General features: G+C 69.1%; 9 protein-coding genes. 6 read left to right on the top strand and 3 right to left on the bottom strand.

Annotated elements, in window-relative coordinates:
• Nucleotides 1-366: 366 nt before the first annotated feature.
• Complete coding sequence (locus G6O54_RS32020) at nucleotides 367-4,353, bottom strand: HEAT repeat domain-containing protein (protein WP_165233250.1); 3,987 nt, start codon at nucleotides 4,351-4,353, stop codon at nucleotides 367-369.
• Nucleotides 4,354-4,530: 177 nt separating this feature from the next.
• On the opposite strand from G6O54_RS32020, the gene G6O54_RS32015 reads away from it, so the two are divergent.
• Nucleotides 4,531-6,246 carry a hypothetical protein gene (locus tag G6O54_RS32015; protein WP_165233247.1) on the top strand — a complete coding sequence of 572 codons (1,716 nt, stop codon included), beginning with the start codon at nucleotides 4,531-4,533 and terminating at the stop codon, nucleotides 6,244-6,246.
• A gap of 13 nt (nucleotides 6,247-6,259) precedes the next feature.
• Here G6O54_RS32015 and G6O54_RS32010 read toward each other — a convergent pair whose 3' ends face one another.
• Nucleotides 6,260-7,990 carry a sigma-70 family RNA polymerase sigma factor gene (locus G6O54_RS32010; RefSeq protein WP_165233244.1) on the bottom strand — a complete coding sequence of 577 codons (1,731 nt, stop codon included), beginning with the start codon at nucleotides 7,988-7,990 and terminating at the stop codon, nucleotides 6,260-6,262.
• 182 nt (nucleotides 7,991-8,172) lie between these two features.
• Between G6O54_RS32010 and xseA the strand changes: the two genes are divergently transcribed.
• Together xseA and xseB are read left to right on the top strand one after the other, a co-directional pair.
• Nucleotides 8,173-9,342: an exodeoxyribonuclease VII large subunit gene (gene xseA / locus G6O54_RS32005; RefSeq protein ID WP_165233241.1), complete on the top strand. Its 1,170-nt coding sequence runs from the start codon at nucleotides 8,173-8,175 to the stop codon at nucleotides 9,340-9,342.
• A gap of 27 nt (nucleotides 9,343-9,369) precedes the next feature.
• On the top strand, nucleotides 9,370-9,762 hold the full coding sequence (gene xseB / locus G6O54_RS32000; RefSeq protein WP_165233237.1) for an exodeoxyribonuclease VII small subunit: 393 nt from the start codon (nucleotides 9,370-9,372) through the stop codon (nucleotides 9,760-9,762).
• Nucleotides 9,763-9,778: 16 nt separating this feature from the next.
• On the opposite strand, the gene miaE is transcribed toward xseB, so the two are convergent.
• Nucleotides 9,779-10,417, bottom strand: coding sequence for a tRNA isopentenyl-2-thiomethyl-A-37 hydroxylase MiaE (gene miaE, locus G6O54_RS31995; protein ID WP_165233235.1), 639 nt, complete (start codon nucleotides 10,415-10,417; stop codon nucleotides 9,779-9,781).
• 464 nt (nucleotides 10,418-10,881) lie between these two features.
• On the opposite strand from miaE, the gene G6O54_RS31990 reads away from it, so the two are divergent.
• The 3 genes from G6O54_RS31990 (at nucleotide 10,882) to G6O54_RS31980 (ending at nucleotide 14,946) form a co-directional block, all read left to right on the top strand.
• Nucleotides 10,882-11,817 carry a polyprenyl synthetase family protein gene (locus G6O54_RS31990; protein WP_165233232.1) on the top strand — a complete coding sequence of 312 codons (936 nt, stop codon included), beginning with the start codon at nucleotides 10,882-10,884 and terminating at the stop codon, nucleotides 11,815-11,817.
• Complete coding sequence (gene dxs, locus G6O54_RS31985) at nucleotides 11,817-13,868, top strand: 1-deoxy-D-xylulose-5-phosphate synthase (protein WP_165233229.1); 2,052 nt, start codon at nucleotides 11,817-11,819, stop codon at nucleotides 13,866-13,868. The genes G6O54_RS31990 and dxs overlap by 1 nt, the downstream gene beginning before the upstream one ends.
• A 175-nt stretch (nucleotides 13,869-14,043) precedes the next feature.
• Nucleotides 14,044-14,946, top strand: coding sequence for an NAD(+)/NADH kinase (locus G6O54_RS31980; protein WP_165233226.1), 903 nt, complete (start codon nucleotides 14,044-14,046; stop codon nucleotides 14,944-14,946).
• Nucleotides 14,947-15,539 lie beyond the last annotated feature (593 nt).

Raw genomic sequence — 15,539 nt, 5'->3', positions numbered from 1 at the left:
ATACGATCGCCCCCATGACAGGGATCAGGACGACGAGGGTGCCTTGGATCTCGCCCTTGAGCTCCAGCCAGGGCGTCAGTGCCAATACGGAGGGCGAATAGGGCCACGACGGCGACGGCGGAGATCGCCGCGCATGCGACGAACAGGACCGAGAGAGCCGCCGCGATTCGCCCGAAGGAACTGGAAAGCGCATGAAAGCGCATGCGTGATTTTCTCAATTCCACCTCACGACACCTTCATGGTCGAGTTTCTCGCGGATCAGGCTCCGCGAGGCCAGGGAACGCCACCATTCGCCGCCATCGGCCGAGTGCACGACATCACCGGTCCGCCTGGCGGACTACGGCCGTGACCAGCCCGGCCGCCTCGCTACGACCCGTCCCGCAGGATGGCGCGAATGGCCGCGTCGGCCGCGGCACGGACGCCCGGATCGGGATCGGCGAGACGAGCCGCGAGCGGCTCGAGCGCGGGGCGGGCCTTGCCTCCGATCATCCGAAGGGCGAGCGCGGCGTGGCGGCGCGAGAGGGCCGACGGATCCTCCAACGCCGAGGTAAGCTCCGGCACCACGCTGTTCCCGGCCCGGCCGAACGCCCGCGACGCACCCGCCCGAATCCGCTCGTCCGTGTCCTTCATCGCAGCGAGGAGGGCATCTCGGACGAGTTTGGTCCGCTCCCGTGCGCGAGCCTCAGGCTCGGGAACCTCGCCTCGAAGATTGGGAATGATCATATCAGGAAGTATGGATTCGGCTGAGCTTCGCACGTCGGATCGTTCGTCGCGCAGGAGTGCCAGGAGGGGTGGCACGGCGGGTGTTCCGAGAGTCGTCAGGCCCTCGGCCGCGGCGTGCCGAACCTCGCCATCGCGATCCTTCATCAGGGCGATCAGGGGCGGGATGATCGCCTCGTTCGGGGCGACCTTTCCCAGGGCCGTCGCCGCTTCCTTGCGGACGAAGCGGTCGAGGTCTCCGGTCGCGGCGAGCAAGGCGGGAATGACCGCGGCGCGTCTCGGGCCTGCCGCGATATTGCCGAGGGCTTCGACCGCGACCGTGCGAACTTCCTCGTCCGCGTCGGCCAGGGCTTTCCGCAGGTCGGGGATGGCCTCGCAGGCTGCGGGGCCGACCTGTCCGAGGGCATGGATCGCGGCGATACGGAGCTCCTGGTCAGGGCTCCGAGCGGCCTCGCGGAGAGCAGGAATCGCGGTCGTCCCGATCCCTTTCAGGGCGGCGGAAGCTTGCTCCCTCGTCATCGGATCGTCGAGTGCCTGGATCAGCGCCGGGATGGCCGGGGCGGCGTCCGGGCCGATTTCACCCAGAGCCTCGGCGGCCTTCACGCGCACGTGGCTTTCCTGGTCGTTCAGGGCCGTCGTCAATGGACTCACGGCCGCGCGGGCGGCCGGGCCGATCCGGCCGAGAGCGATCGCGGCCTGCACATCCAGCCGCTCGACAAGAAACGAGCTCGCCGAGGGTGGGACGATCGGCGCAATGGGTGGCGCCCCCTTTCGCGATCGCAGGACTCCGATCAGTCCGGGGACGGCCGAACTCGCAGGCGGACCGATCGATCCGAGACTGGCGACGGCCGCCCAGCGGGTCAGCGGATCGTCATCGTCCATCGCCTGGATCAGCACCGGAACCGCCGGGCTCGCGGCCTGACCGTAGGACCCCAGTGCCCAAAGACCTGCGGCCCGCAGCGCGGCTCCGTCGCTCGTGCCGCCCACGACGAGCACGCCGGAATGGACGCGCGTCTTCCGATCTTGTGCCATCTCGACGAGGGCCGGGATCGCCTTTGAGCCGCTCGCGCCCAGCGTGCCGAGGGCCACGGCGGCAACCCAGGGGACCTGGGTGTCGTCGTCCTTCAGCGTCGCGGCGAGTGCCTCGGCGGCCAGCGTCCGGAGCTGAAGCTCCCTCGCTCGTGCATCCCGAACGGACGGATCGCTTTCCCCAGCCTCGATCCTGTCCTCGGGACGTGGGAGTTTTTCGGCCAGTTCCTTCAGGGCCGTCGCCGCCGCGATTCGCACCGCTTCATCCGGGTCCTTCAATCCCTCGACGAGGGCGGGTATCGCCCGCGGTTCCAGGTCTAGGATCGCCGCATAGGTTTCAGAGCCGCTGGCGAGGCCCGTCCGAACATCCTCGAGCAGCGACCGGGCGGAACGACCCCCCCCTCGGTCCGTGACGACAAGGACCCGATGCGCCTTCTCCCGAACGTCAGGGTCCTCGTCGCGGGCCAGCATTTCAAGGGCCGGGATCGATTCGCGTGCAGCCCCGGTGATCTCGTCGAGCGAATTTCGCTTGCAGGCCTCGGAGAGGCTGTCCAGGGCCAGGATTCGTACCGTCCGGGGCGTGTCCGGACCGGCGATCATGCGAAAGAGCGACTCGGAGTCGGCCTCTCCGAGGATCTCCAGTGCCCGGACGGCCCGGCCGTGGAGGTTCCCCGCGCGGTTGTCCAGGCAGTCCGCCAACCGGCGGTTCATCTTCGCCGTCGCCTCTGGACCGATCGCCGGAAGCGCCCGGAGCGCACCGACTGAGACGGCATCATCGGCATCCGTCATCAGGTCGAGGATCGCGGAGACAGCTCCTTTCGCCTCGGGGCCGAACCGGCCGAGAGCCTCGGCCGCTGTGAGTCGGACCGCCGGATCGGCGTCCTTGAGCCGGGCCGTCAGCAGCGGGATCGAAGCGTCAACCTCCGATCTTCCGCGAAACGCGGGGAGATACTCCGCCGCCCAGGCGCGGACGACCGGATCGGGGTCACCGAGGGCCGCCCTGAGGTCCACCGGGCCCATCGGATGACCCGCGAGCCAGGGGCTTGCTACAGGTTCTGCCTCGTCGTGCGGTTCGCGCCTGATCTGGAACTCGTTCGGCTTCAATGACTCGGCCGCGGCACGAACCCGTTCGTCCGGGTCCTTGAGCCGGGCGATCAGGGCGTCTCGAGTCCGAGTCTCGTCACCATCGATGCGGCGAAACGCCCGGACGACGGCGAGGCGGACCTCGGACACGGGGTCGTTCATCGCCGCGAGCAGCTCATCGAGCACGGCCGATGACTCCTCACCGATGTCCTCGAGCGCGCGGGCTGCGGCCGTCCGGACCCTCGCGTCGGAGTCCTTGAGCGCATCGCGGAGGGGACGGATCGCGCCCCGGGCCATGGTTCGAAAGCCGTGGTGGATGTCCTGCCTCGACCAGCCAATCCGGCCGAGAGTCTCCGCCGCACGGGTGCGAAACGCCGGGTCGGCGTCCTTCAGTCCCGCGATGAGCCGCGGAATGGCCCCCCGCGCCATGGAACCCATCCCGCCCAGGGTTGCGGCGGCCTCGTCGCGGGCTCCGGGATCATCGAGGAGCGTGACGAGCCGAGGAATGGCGGGCTTTGCCGCGCGTCGGAGGAACCCCAGGGACCTCATGGCCTGGACCCTCGAGGCGTGATCGGCGTCGTCGAGCCGGGCCATCAACGCCGGGACGGCGGCCGGACCGATCGCGGCGAGGGCGGCCTGACAGGCCAGGGGCCGTGGCTCGCCTTCCCTGGTCCAACTCTCATGGCCCAAACCTGGCGGTGGCACCGGGGCCATGGGCGGCTCCGGAACGGCGAGAGCAGCGATCAGCGCGGGGACGGCAGGGGCCGCGCCCCGGCCGAGCTTCTCGAGGGCCATGGCGGCACCCCCGCGGACGTTGGCCTCGCGATCGCGAACCGCGCGAGCGATCGTCTCCACGTCCTGGCGACCGACCGCGGCCAGGGCAGCGGCGACCTTCTCGCGGTACTTGGGATCGGGCGAATGAAGGCCTTTCATCAAAGCGGGAACGGCCGCCCGCGCCTCGGGGCCGATTTGTTGCAACGCGGCGACGGCTCCCGTTCGCACCCTCGCGTCCTCGTCCTTCAGGAGGTCGATCAGCGTGGGAACGGCTGCTTCGCCGAAGGCTCCAAGCACCGGCACGATTTCGGGTGATCGCCTGTCCCGAGGTCCGCGAAGGCGATCCAGGAGCACGGGCAGGACAGTCCTCGCGTCGGGTTTCGCATCGCGGATGGTCCAGGCTGCCACCGTGCGGATATCGGGATCGTCGAGGGCCGCCAGCAAGGCCGGGATCGCCGGTGATGCCGCCGGACCCATGGAGCGGAGGGTCCACGCGGTCTCAACCTTGACGACGCGGTCGGTGTCCTTCAGCCCCGCGATCAGCTCTGCAATCGCCGGCGCCGCCTCGGGGCCGATCCGCTTCAGTCTCTGGAGTGCCCGCAAGCGTTCCTTCGGGTCGTCGCTCCTCCACGACTCCAGCGCCGAGGCCACACGACGATCCACGTGCCTCGGCTCCTGACCCGCGACGAGCGTGGCGCAGAGGCTGGTCAACAGGATCGAGAAGCACTTCATCAAGCTTCCGACCATGGGTTGCATTCCCGTAGCCAGTTCATCACACGCGGGGACGACCTCGATCTTCGCCTCAGGCTCGATCATACTGACTTTCGGCATTCGAGGAGGAACCGACGTCGGTTTTCCTCATCCCCAGGACGGGTCCTCGTGACGAGACTCGTCCCAGAACGGACATCGGACGAGATGAGAGCGTTGTGTTGTCTCGTGGTCTGTTCCGCCATGGTCCAGGCGGCGACGGCCGCGTCTGGCCAGGAATCGGCGCCCTCCGCCACCATCGCCCGGGTCCGGCTCATGCCCGCGCTGCCGGACCCGCTGGTGGTCCGCGACTGGCATCGGATCGCCCGGGAATATTATGAGCAACTCCTGAATCCGGCCACGCGGCTCGACGGCAATCCGCTGGTCCGCGTTCAGAGCGAACCGCCCGGGTTCGAGATCCCCGCCTACGTCGGCGCCCCGTATCAGAAGGAGGCCCTCACGTGCCTGTCCGCGATCAACGGGGCGAAGCTCGTCGGGCTCGATCCGCGGCACCTTCACGGGTTCGACTACGTCCAGGCCGCCAAGGGCTGGTTCGACCCGAAATACGGCGTCTTCCGCCATCACCCGACGGAGCGCGGGAATCCCGTCTATCATGCGGATATCTACGGCTACTGGGCCGGCATCCAGGGGCTGATCCTGGCCGCCCAGTTCCCGGATGACAGGGACCTGGAAGCCCAGGCACGGTCGGAGACCTCCGCCTTCCTCCGGATCGCCCACATCATGGGATGCCCGGAGGATCCGAACTTCGACGTCCTGGGCGTCGACTTCGCGAAGGGCGCACCCGGGGGCCGGCCCGAGCCGATGAACCGCTTCGGGCATGCGCCTTCGGTCGCCTGGCCGCTCCTGGTCGGGCATCGTCTGACCGGGGACCGCGAGATGCTGGCCTGCGCCCGGTCGGCGATCCGGTGGCACGTCGACCATCCCGGCCGTTACGAGATCTCGCACGTGATGGGCCCGCTGACGACCGCCCGCCTGAACGCCGAGTACGACAGCCATTTTGACCTGGGCCGGGTGCTCGACATCTGGTACGGCACGGGCCAGCCGGGTCGGACGCCGTGGCTGATCACGGCCGGCACGCGACTCGGGGGCATGACCTGCGACGGTCTGGACGCCGCGGACTTGCCCGGCAGCGAACGCGGGTTCTATGCGTTCACGATGGGCACGCTCCAGGCTCCCGCCTGGCTCGTGCCCGTGGCGCGGTACGCGCCTCGATATGCCCGGGACATCGGTCGTTATGCTCTTCACGCGGCCAGTTCCACCAGGTTGCTCCAGGGCTACGGCCTGGACTGGGATCACCAGGACCACAAGGACTGGAAGGACCGCTGGGATCCTCATGGGCTGCTGTTCTACGAGGGCCTCATGTCCTGGGACTTCGGCGACCGCCGGATCTTCCGCCCCTACGCCACCGGCGACCCGGTCCGGGCCGGCTGGAATGGCCCCAAGGTTGAGGCCCGGGACTACGACGCCGAGAAGCGGAGGACGTTCTCGAACGAGTCTCGCAACGTCGCCCTCTACATGGGCGACCACGTCGGCTTCCTGGGCGGAATCGTCGACGAGACGGATGTCCCCGGCATCCTCCGCTGGGACTGCCTGGCGACCGACTGGTATCACGCCCCCGCCTATCCGACCTGGCTCTTCCACAATCCGCATCCGGAAGTGAAGACCATTCACGTCGACTTCGGGCCAGGATCGGTCGATCTGTACGACGCGGTGACGCATGCGGTCGTCGTGAAGCGGGCGTCCGGGCCGACCCCGATCGTCCTGAACGCCGGCGCCTCGGCCGTGCTCGTCGCGATCCCGGCGGGGGCGGAAGTCGTCAGGCAAGGGAGCCGGGCCGTGGCGAATGGGATTGTGGTGGATTTTTCGATGTAGGGGGCTGGCCGTCTCACGGCCGCTTCGCCTGGATCGCCTGCATCACCTTGTCCAGCCGATCCTCGATGCGCTTCATCCTTTGCTCGAGGGCCTGGACTCGATCCGGCTCGCCGCCGCCCATCATGGCGCCCATGCCGCCTTCAGCGCCACCCGACATCATCCCGGCTGCGGGGCCGGGCGGCGTCGGCGTTGCGGAAGCGGGGACCATGACCTTGACGGGATGTCGCCTCGTCGGCTCGTCTGCGGAGGGCTTGCTCTGCGGCCATTCGAGAACTTCGCCACCGCCGCGGGTGATGGCGAAGGGGAGCATCTGGGCCTTCTCGAAGGGGAGCGTCCGGATCGAGCCGTCGACCATCAGGAGCGGGAAGCCGGCGGGATCTGACTCATCGAGCGCCGGCAGCGGGTTGCCCGCGAGGAACGGGAGTTCGCCGGGCTTGGTCCAGGGGGTCGGCTCGGCGGCGATGCCCATCATAACGGTGTTGGATGTCCCATCGGTGAAACTCTCCAATTTCAACCCCTGCGTCCCCTCGAAGAAGGCACCAGGGCCGACGAAACCTCGGATGCGGGTCTCGCCCGCGGGTGCGGGGGCCGCCGGGGTTTCGAACACGGCGGGCATCCGGGCGATCAACGCCTTGTTGTGCGGGCTGTCCCAGGGCTCGTCCTGGTGGAACTCCCGGTAGAGTGCCAACTGCGACGGCTCCAGTATCGGCAGGATCGCGACACGCCAGCTCAACTTCGGCACGATGTCCGAGCCGTAGCTCGCGGCGGACGGGAAGTGGTTGTTTGCGACGTAGTATTTGTTCAGCGCAAGGGCAATGCTCCTGAGATTCCGCTGTTGGGTCTTCTGCTCGCCTGACGGCACCTCCTTCGCGGCCTGTGTCTCGTTGCGGGCATTTCCAGGGACCTGTGCCACGGAGTTGCTCATCCAGGTCGCGGCCATGACACCAGCGACGGCAAGTCCACCGACGATCAGGGAGTAGGTCGTGGTTGATCGTGAAGACATGATCCAGATGGCTCCTGGTATGGGAAGGGAGGTCCCGGTCGCGGTTGCCGACGAGGCGACGACTCCGAGGACCGTACGAATCAGGGAGGGCGGCACCACGCTTGCGGAGGCTTCTTCCGCGGAGGCCGCGGCCAGGGCGAGCGCCGGGGCGATCCCCCGGCGGACCAACCGGTCGCGGAGGGCCAGCCGGCCGCGGGCGAGTCGGCTCTTGACCGTCCCGACGGGGCATCCCAACCGGTCGGACGCCTCGTCCGCCGTGGCCCCCTCGAGCAGGCAGAGGACCAGGACCTCGCGCTGGGCTCGCGGCAGACGGCCAAGCTCGGCATCGAGGATCGGCCGGACGTCCGACCATTCGCTTGTTTCGGACTCCCGGGCGGGCCCGTCCTCGAGCGGGAGACGACGATGCCGCAAGCCTCGCGATCGCGCCTTCCGAGCCATCCGCGAGGCCACGCCGTGGAGCCACGGCCCGACCCGGTCCGGATCGCGAAGCCTGGCCGCCTTGCGGGCCAGCAAGACGAACGCCGCCTGGAAGATGTCCTCCGCGTCGTGCGAGTTCGCCAGGATACGCTGGCAGACGGACAGCACCATCGGCCCGTGGCGGACCACGAGCGCCTCGAAGGCCGTGCCGTCCCCGTCGGCCGCGTATCGTTCGACAAGGGTCCCATCGCGCGAGGGAGCCACGCCATTCCGGAAGAGCTGACCCAGGTCATCCACGAGGGAACCGTTCGCGCCCAACCGCATGGATTGCCTCCTCTCGTCTTGAGCGTTCATGAGGATACTGCCCCTGGGAGCCGTTTCGGGTCCATGAAAATCCGACCCGTGATCTCACGGCCCCGGGGTGACTGACTGGATTGGGATCGGATCCAGGGGTAGAGTCGTTGTTTGCAGCTAGTGTTCGGATGGACCCTCGGAAAGGTGAATTCATGGCGAGACCGGTTTCCTTGCCGCTGGGGGGCGACCCGTTCGGCTCGATGTACGAGTCGATCTCGGACCTGACCGAGCGGATCAAGGACACGCTCGAGGCCGATTTCGCCGAGGTCGCCGCCCACGGCGAGCTGACCAACCTGGCACGGCCGAAGTCCGGCCACATCTACTTCAGCCTGCGCGATGGCGGGGCCTCGATTCGCGGGGTGATGTGGAAGAGTGACGCCCAGCGACTGGCCTTCAACCTCGAGGACGGGCTGGCCGTCCGGGTGCTCGGCCGGATCACCGTGTATCCGCCTCGCGGCGATTACCAGGTCGTGGTCCGGCACCTCGAGCCGGAGGGCATCGGATCGCTGGAGCTGGCCTTTCGTCAGCTCGTCGCCCGGCTGTCCTCGGAAGGGCTCTTCAACCCGGAGCGGAAGCGGCCAATCCCGAGGTTCCCGCGGCGGATCGTCGTGGTGACGAGCCCGACCGGTGCCGCCGTGCGGGACCTCATCCAGGTGACGGGCCGGCGCTGGCCCTCGACCGAGATCCTGATCGCCCCGGCACGCGTGCAGGGCCTCGGCGCGGGGGCCGAGATCGCCGCGGCCATCGCCCTGGGGAACACGGTCGCGGGGGCGGACCTGCTGATCGTCGCCCGCGGCGGAGGATCCTCGGAGGACCTCGGGGCCTTCAACGAGGAGGTCGTCGCGCGGGCGATCGCCGGCTCGCGGCTGCCGGTCGTCTCGGCGGTCGGCCACGAGGTCGACGTGACGCTCGCGGACCTCGCCGCCGACCGCCGGGCCCTCACCCCGAGCGAGGCCGGCGAGATCTCGGTCCCGGACGGCCGCGAGATCGCCATGCACCTGGACCGCCTCGCCGCCCGGATCCACCAGTTGAGCCGGCTCCGGATTCTCGAGGCCCGCGCGGTCCTGGACCAGGTCGCCGAGCGAGCCCGTAACGCGATGCGGAGGGACCTCGACGGCCGGAAGCACGCCCTGGCGCGGCTGGCCGCGTCGATCGAGGCCCTCAGCCCGCTCGGCGTCCTCGCCCGCGGCTACAGCCTGACCTTCCGCGAGGACGGGACGACCACGGTGCGGTCGCCGTCCGAAGTCCAACCCGGCGACCTGATCCGCACTCGGCTCGCCGCCGGCGAGATCGTCAGCCGGGTCGTCCTTCAGGATCATTGAGGCGATTCCCATGAAAGCGAGGCAACGATGACCGAGGACGAGGCCGCCGAGATCCCCTTTGAGCTGGCGCTGAGTCGGATCGAGGAAATCGTCGAGTCGCTCGAACGCGGCGAGCCGGAGCTGGCCGCCGCGCTCGACCAGTATCAGACCGGGGTGCGACTCCTCAGCGGCTGCTATGCTCAGCTCGAGCGGGCGGAGCGGACCGTGGCCCTGCTCGCCGGGGTGGACGCCGACGGCACGCCCGTGACGCGGCCGTTCGACGCCTCGGCCACACATGAGACGGCGCCAGCAAAGGCGACCGGAGCTCCCGCCGCATCCACGACCGTCGAGAAGCCCGCCGCCGAGAAGAAGCCGCCGAAGCCGCGACGGCCGCGGGCCGCGGCGGAGGTTGAAGACGATCCCCTGGAGCCGCCTTTCTGAATCCCACGGACGCGAATCAGGGCAAGGCGGAAACGCCACTGTGGATCCTCGGCCCCGGCGGCTGCTCCGCGAGGATCCGGGCCTCGTCCTCGAGCATCTCGGCCCAGCGGGACTCGACGGCTTCGGGCCCGACGGCGTAACCGGCCAGGCGGAGGAAGACCCGGTAATGCCCCATCTCGGAGGCACCCAGCCGATGGAAGAAGCGGCTCAACTCGCGGTCTTGTCCCGCCGCAACCCTCGCCAGCACGTCGAACCGCTCGCAGGATCGGACCTCGATCATGGCGGAGATGAGCAGCCGGTCCGCGAGCTCCGCGGTACCCGCGCCCTTCCTCACGAGCAGCCGGAGCGCGTTCGCGTACGGGTTGCGGTGCGTCCGTTCGAGCCGGCCACCTCGACGCGCGAGCAGCTTCAGCACCGACGCCAGGTGGGACGCCTCGTCGTGGGCGACCGCCGCCAGGGTCGCCGTCCAGTCGGCCGGCGGCGTGGGCTCCGGCCAGCGGTTCAGGAGCTCGAGCGCGTTGGACGCCGCCTTCTTCTCGAGGTAGGCATGATCGCCCAGGAGGGCCCGAACGTCCCGGAGGGCGGCCTCGGCCCAGGCGTCCGGGGTCCGGCTTAGCAGGGGAAATTCCAGCGGGATCGAGGCGGCCTCTGTCACGGACGATCTCCACCCACTCGCACCGACATCCTCGCGCTGGTCCGTCAGACCCTCGTGGGCCCCCTTCGCCGATGGTACGTCCCGCGGAGACGACGGAAAAGACGGTGCCGGCCCTCGTGGACATCCCGGCGCCGTCGACCTCCTCCGATCGGGTCATCCGGTTGAGACTTGCCCGGTCCACTCGGTCCGGCCTTTCCTCGGGACGCAAAACGTGATAACACAAGGAGTTGTGCTCGATATACGGCCCGCAATCTTTATCCAGGTCCTCTATTTATCCCAGACGGCCGTCTCGGCGGCGGCGCTTGACTTTGTGGCGTAAAGTTTTCGAGCCTGGCATCTCGACAATCGGCCCCTGGGTGTCCACAATAGCGAAGGCACCGGGCCGTGGGCGTAGTGGCCGGGCGGCGGCTTCGCCGTGGCGGGGGATCGCTGGGTGCCCTGGATGTGGCGTAACGATAGGTCCCATGACGATTTGCCTTCAGCTACCGCAAGAAGTTTCGCTCCGCGAGTACCTCGATCTGGCGGCCCGCCGGGTGGAGGAAGCGCTGGATCAGTTCCTGCCGGAGGGGGGGGACGATTCGCCGACGCCGTCGCGGCTGGCCGCGGCGATGCGTTACAGTGCCCTGGCGGGGGGGAAGCGGCTGAGGCCGGTCCTCTGCCTGATGGCGGCCGAGGCCTGCGGCGGCGATCCGGCGGCGGCGATGCCCGCGGCGGCGGCGCTGGAGCTGGTCCACACGTATTCCCTGATCCACGACGACCTGCCGGCGATGGATGACGACGACCTGCGGCGGGGCCGGCCGACCTGCCACAAGGCGTTCGACGAGGCGACGGCGATCCTGGCGGGGGATGCCCTGCTGACGCTCGCGTTCGAGCTGGTGGCCGCCGGGGTGGCGCCGGCGCCGGCGGCCGTCCGTTGCGTCCGGCTGCTGGCCGAGTGCGCCGGCCACGGCGGGATGGTCGGCGGCCAGATGGCCGACCTCGCCGCGGAGGAGCGTGCCCTCGACCTGAGGGACGAGGGCTCGCTCTCGGAGCTCGAGGCGATCCACCGCCGCAAGACCGGCGCCCTGCTGCGGGCGCCGCTCCAGATGGGGGCGATCATCGCCGCCGCCCCGGACTCGCACGTGGAGGCGCTGGAGCGGTACGGCCGCGCCGTGGGCCTGGCCTTCCAGATCGTGGACGACCTGCTCGACGTGGAGGGGGACGAGGTCAAGCTGGGCAAGCGCGTGGGCAAGGACCACGGGCTTGGCAAGTGGACGTATCCGAGGTTCCTGGGTGTCGACGGCAGCCGCCGCCGGGCCCGACAGCTCGCGGACGAGGCCGTCGCGGCGATCGCACCGCTGGGACCTCGCGGCCATCGGCTCCGCGAGCTCGCGATGGCACTCTTGGAAAGGGACCGTTGATGACGAATGCGGATTCGCTGCTGGCGAGCATCAAGTCGCCAGCGGACCTCAGGGGGCTCACGGACGAGGACCTCGAGCGGCTCGCCGCGGAGATGCGGAGCGAGCTGATCGGCGTGGTCCGAAGGCGGTCTGCGCATTTCGCCAGCAACCTCGGGGTCGTCGAGCTCTGCCTGGCCCTGCACCAGGCCTTCGACTTCACCCGCGACCGCCTGATCTGGGACACCGGCCACCAGATCTATCCGCACAAGCTCATCACCGGCCGCGCCGCCGATCTGCACACGATCCGGACCAAGGGGGGCCTGATGGGCTACCCCAACCCCGCCGAGAGCGTCTTCGACCTGTTCATGACGGGCCATGCCGGCTGCGCCCCCTCCACCGCCATGGGGCTCCGCGTCGGCGACGAGCTCACCGGCCACCCGGAGCGCCATTCCGTGGCCGTCATCGGCGACGGGGCCTTCCCCTCCGGGATCGTCTTCGAGGCCCTCAACAACGCCGGCGGCCTCAGGACCAAGATGCTGGTGGTCCTTAATGATAATAAGATGTCGATCTGCCCGCGCGTCGGCGGCGTGGCCGACTACCTGGACCGGGCCCGGATGTCCTCCACCTACCACGACTGGAACAAGCGGCTCAAGTCGCTGGTCGCCAGCGTGCCGCTGGTGGGCGAGCACGCCGAGCGCTGGGTCCAGCAGATCAAGGACGCGATCAAGGCCTCCCTCAATCACGGCATGCTCTTCGAGGAGCTGGGCTTCACCTACCTGGGCCCGATCGACGGCCACGACCTGAAGGGGTTGCGCGGCTACCTTGAGAAGGTCAAGGCGATGAGCGGGCCGATCCTGCTCCACATCCTGACCAACAAGGGCCACGGCTACGAGCCGGCCGTCAAGGACCCGGTCCGGTTCCACGCCCCCGCGCCTTTCGGCAAGTCCGACAACGGCTGCGCCCCGCCCAAGCTCTCGCCGTCGCGGACCTACACCGACGCGGTGAGCGCCGCGCTCCATGCGGCCTGCGGCCGCGACCCGAAGGTGGCGATCATCACGGCCGCCATGTGCGAGGGGAACAAGCTCCAGAAGGTCCGCGACGAGTACCCCGCCCAGTTCTTCGACGTCGGCATCTGCGAGAGCCACGCCGTGGCCTTCGCCGGCGGCATGGCCAAGGCCGGGGCCCGGCCGGTCGTCGACATCTACAGCACGTTCCTCCAGCGATCCTACGACCAGATCTTCCAGGAGGTCGCGCTCCAGGACCTGCCCGTGGTCTTCTGCCTGGACCGGGCCGGCCTCGTCGGCGCCGACGGGCCCACCCACCACGGCACCTACGACCTGGCCTACATGCGGGTCTTCCCGAACATGGTCGTCATGGCGCCCGGCGACCTCCGCGACGTCGAGCCCATGATCGAGTTCGCCCTGGAGCACGACTCCCCCGTCTCCATCCGCTACCCGAGGGCCGTCCTCGAGTCCTTGGACCGCGATCCGCAGCCGATCGAGCTGGGCCAGGCCGAGGTCCTCGAATGGGAGACCGACGGCATGATCCTGGCCTGCGGCTCGCTCCTGAACGCCTGTGTCCGGGCGGCGGAGCGGCTCCGCGACCGGTACGGGCTCCACGTCGGCGTCGTGAACGCCCGGTTCGTCAAGCCGCTGGACCGGAACGTCGCCTGCAAGGCCATCGAGGAGGCGGCCTTCGTCCTCACCGTCGAGGAGGGCTGCCTGGCCGGGGGCTTCGGCTCGGCCGTCCTGGAAGCGGCGAGTGACGCCGGGATCGCCGCCGGGCACGTCCGCCGGTTGGGCCTCCCGGACCGTTTCGTCCTCCACGCCGAGCGCGACGAACAGCTCGCCGAGGTCGGCCTCGACGTCGATGGCATCGTGCGGGCGGCCCTCGAGCAGGCCCGCCGCGTCGGCCTGAACGTCCCGGAGCTGGATGCCGAGGGGGAATCCGATCCCGACTCGGAGCTCGCGGAACCCGCCTCCGGAGAGACCCTGGCCGCCCCGGAGCGCGTCAACGGCCACGGCCACGTCAACGGCACTGGGTCCAAGGCGGCCCTCTCCTCCAAGAGCTGAGCGCGGCCGGGGCGGGGGTCGCAGGGGCTCGCCTCGGCCGATCCCGATTGCCATCCCGACCCCCGATCGTGTCTGATGATACCCCGGCGGGTCCCCCCGGGCGTGCATAGCGACCCGGAGCGTCGAGGATCCGGCCGGGCTCGCTCCCGTGCATCAGCCCAGGGCCTTCGACATCATGGACCATTCATCCCAGCCGCATCCGCTCCTCTCCTCGCGCGAGCCGTTGCGGGTCATGCTCCTGGGCAATGGCGACCGGGCCGAGGTCCACGACGACATCCGCCGCCTCGAGGACTCGCTCGGCTGCGCGCCCGGCCTGGAGCTCGCCGGGATCGACCTCTCCGCCGAGTCCGACCTGTCGGACCTCCCGGCCGACATCGCCCTGGTGGTGGGCGGGGACGGTACGGTCCTGCACACGGCCCGGCGGATGAACGATCGCCCGACCCCGGTGCTGGGGATCAACGCCGGCCGGCTCGGGTTCCTCGCCGACCTGACCCCCGCCGCGTTCTGCGACCGCCTGCCCGACCTGGCGGACCGGCGATTCACGATCGAAAACCTGATGACCCTGACCTGCACCCTCACCCGCCGCGACGAGGCCGCCCGGGTCTACCGCGGCCTCAACGAGGCCGTGATCCGCGCCGCGCCGTTCTTCCACCTGGTCGAGATCGGGCTCTCCATCGACGGCGAGAGCGTGATGACCTACCGGGGCGACGGCCTGATCATCGCCACCCCGGTGGGCTCGACCGCGCACAGCCTCTCGGCCGGCGGCCCGATCCTCCCCCCGAACGGCCACATGTTCGTCGTGACCCCTCTGTGCGCCCACACCCTGACCCAGCGGCCGCTCGTGGACAGCGCCCACAAGACCTACGAGATGGTCCCCCGCGGCGATCATCAGCCGACCGTCCTGGTGATCGACGGCCAGGTCCAGATCCCGCTCCTGCCCGGCGACCGCGTGACGATCCGCCGCGGCTCCACCCCATTCCCCATGATCCGCCTCCCCGGCTACAGCTTCTACCGGACCCTCCGCGACAAGCTCGGCTGGGGCGCCTTCCCCGCCGGCGACCGCGGGCCTCGACAATGAGTCGATCCCCTCATCTGACGAGGCCCGTGGCCTCCCCCCCGCCGCCGCGAAATTGGGTTCGGTCGTCGCCTGGCGTTGCCCGCGATCTTGACGTAAAGCCTTGCGGCGATTAATCGTGATGCGGTTTTTGGAATTGGCTTTGGTGGCGCTTTCTTGAGCCGCGACGGCGGGAATGAGGGACTCCTTTCCCCGCATGCAGGGGCTCCAGGTGGTCCTGGGTGCAACACCACGTCCACCCGGCCGTTGGCTGATGCGACCGCATCCGGAGACGACGTCCCGTGCTTGCCGCCCGCTGCCGCGAAATTGGGTTTGATCGTCGCATGGCGTTTCTCGCGATATTGACGTAAATCATTGCGGCGATTGATCATGATGAATCTTGAGGGGTTGGCTTTGATGGCGCTATCCCAAATGTGGAAGCCACAGATTGATAGTCCTGCGTGAGCTTTCTGGACAGGTGACCACCCGCTCACGAGATCATTCCGCTTTTGCGGGGAGATAGGGGATTTAGGTAGAAAGGCCTCTGGGGACATCGAACGAATGACCGTCGGGGTCTTGCTTGGCGGTGAGTCCCCGGCGGGGATCCCGAGGAGGCC

Origin of the sequence: Aquisphaera insulae (assembly GCF_011064615.1) — a bacterium.
GTDB lineage: Bacteria > Planctomycetota > Planctomycetia > Isosphaerales > Isosphaeraceae > Aquisphaera > Aquisphaera insulae.
This window is presented reverse-complemented; position numbering and strand designations above follow the sequence as displayed.

Excerpts from the sequence above, each read along its gene's own strand:
- G6O54_RS32020 (WP_165233250.1), bottom strand. The coding sequence starts at position 4,353 with ATGGTCGGAAGCTTGATGAAGTGCTTCTCGATCCTGTTGACCAGCCTC.
- G6O54_RS32010 (WP_165233244.1), bottom strand. The coding sequence starts at position 7,990 with ATGCGGTTGGGCGCGAACGGTTCCCTCGTGGATGACCTGGGTCAGCTC.
- xseA (WP_165233241.1), top strand. The coding sequence starts at position 8,173 with ATGGCGAGACCGGTTTCCTTGCCGCTGGGGGGCGACCCGTTCGGCTCG.
- xseB (WP_165233237.1), top strand. The coding sequence starts at position 9,370 with ATGACCGAGGACGAGGCCGCCGAGATCCCCTTTGAGCTGGCGCTGAGT.
- G6O54_RS31990 (WP_165233232.1), top strand. The coding sequence starts at position 10,882 with ATGACGATTTGCCTTCAGCTACCGCAAGAAGTTTCGCTCCGCGAGTAC.
- dxs (WP_165233229.1), top strand. The coding sequence starts at position 11,817 with ATGACGAATGCGGATTCGCTGCTGGCGAGCATCAAGTCGCCAGCGGAC.
- G6O54_RS31980 (WP_165233226.1), top strand. The coding sequence starts at position 14,044 with ATGGACCATTCATCCCAGCCGCATCCGCTCCTCTCCTCGCGCGAGCCG.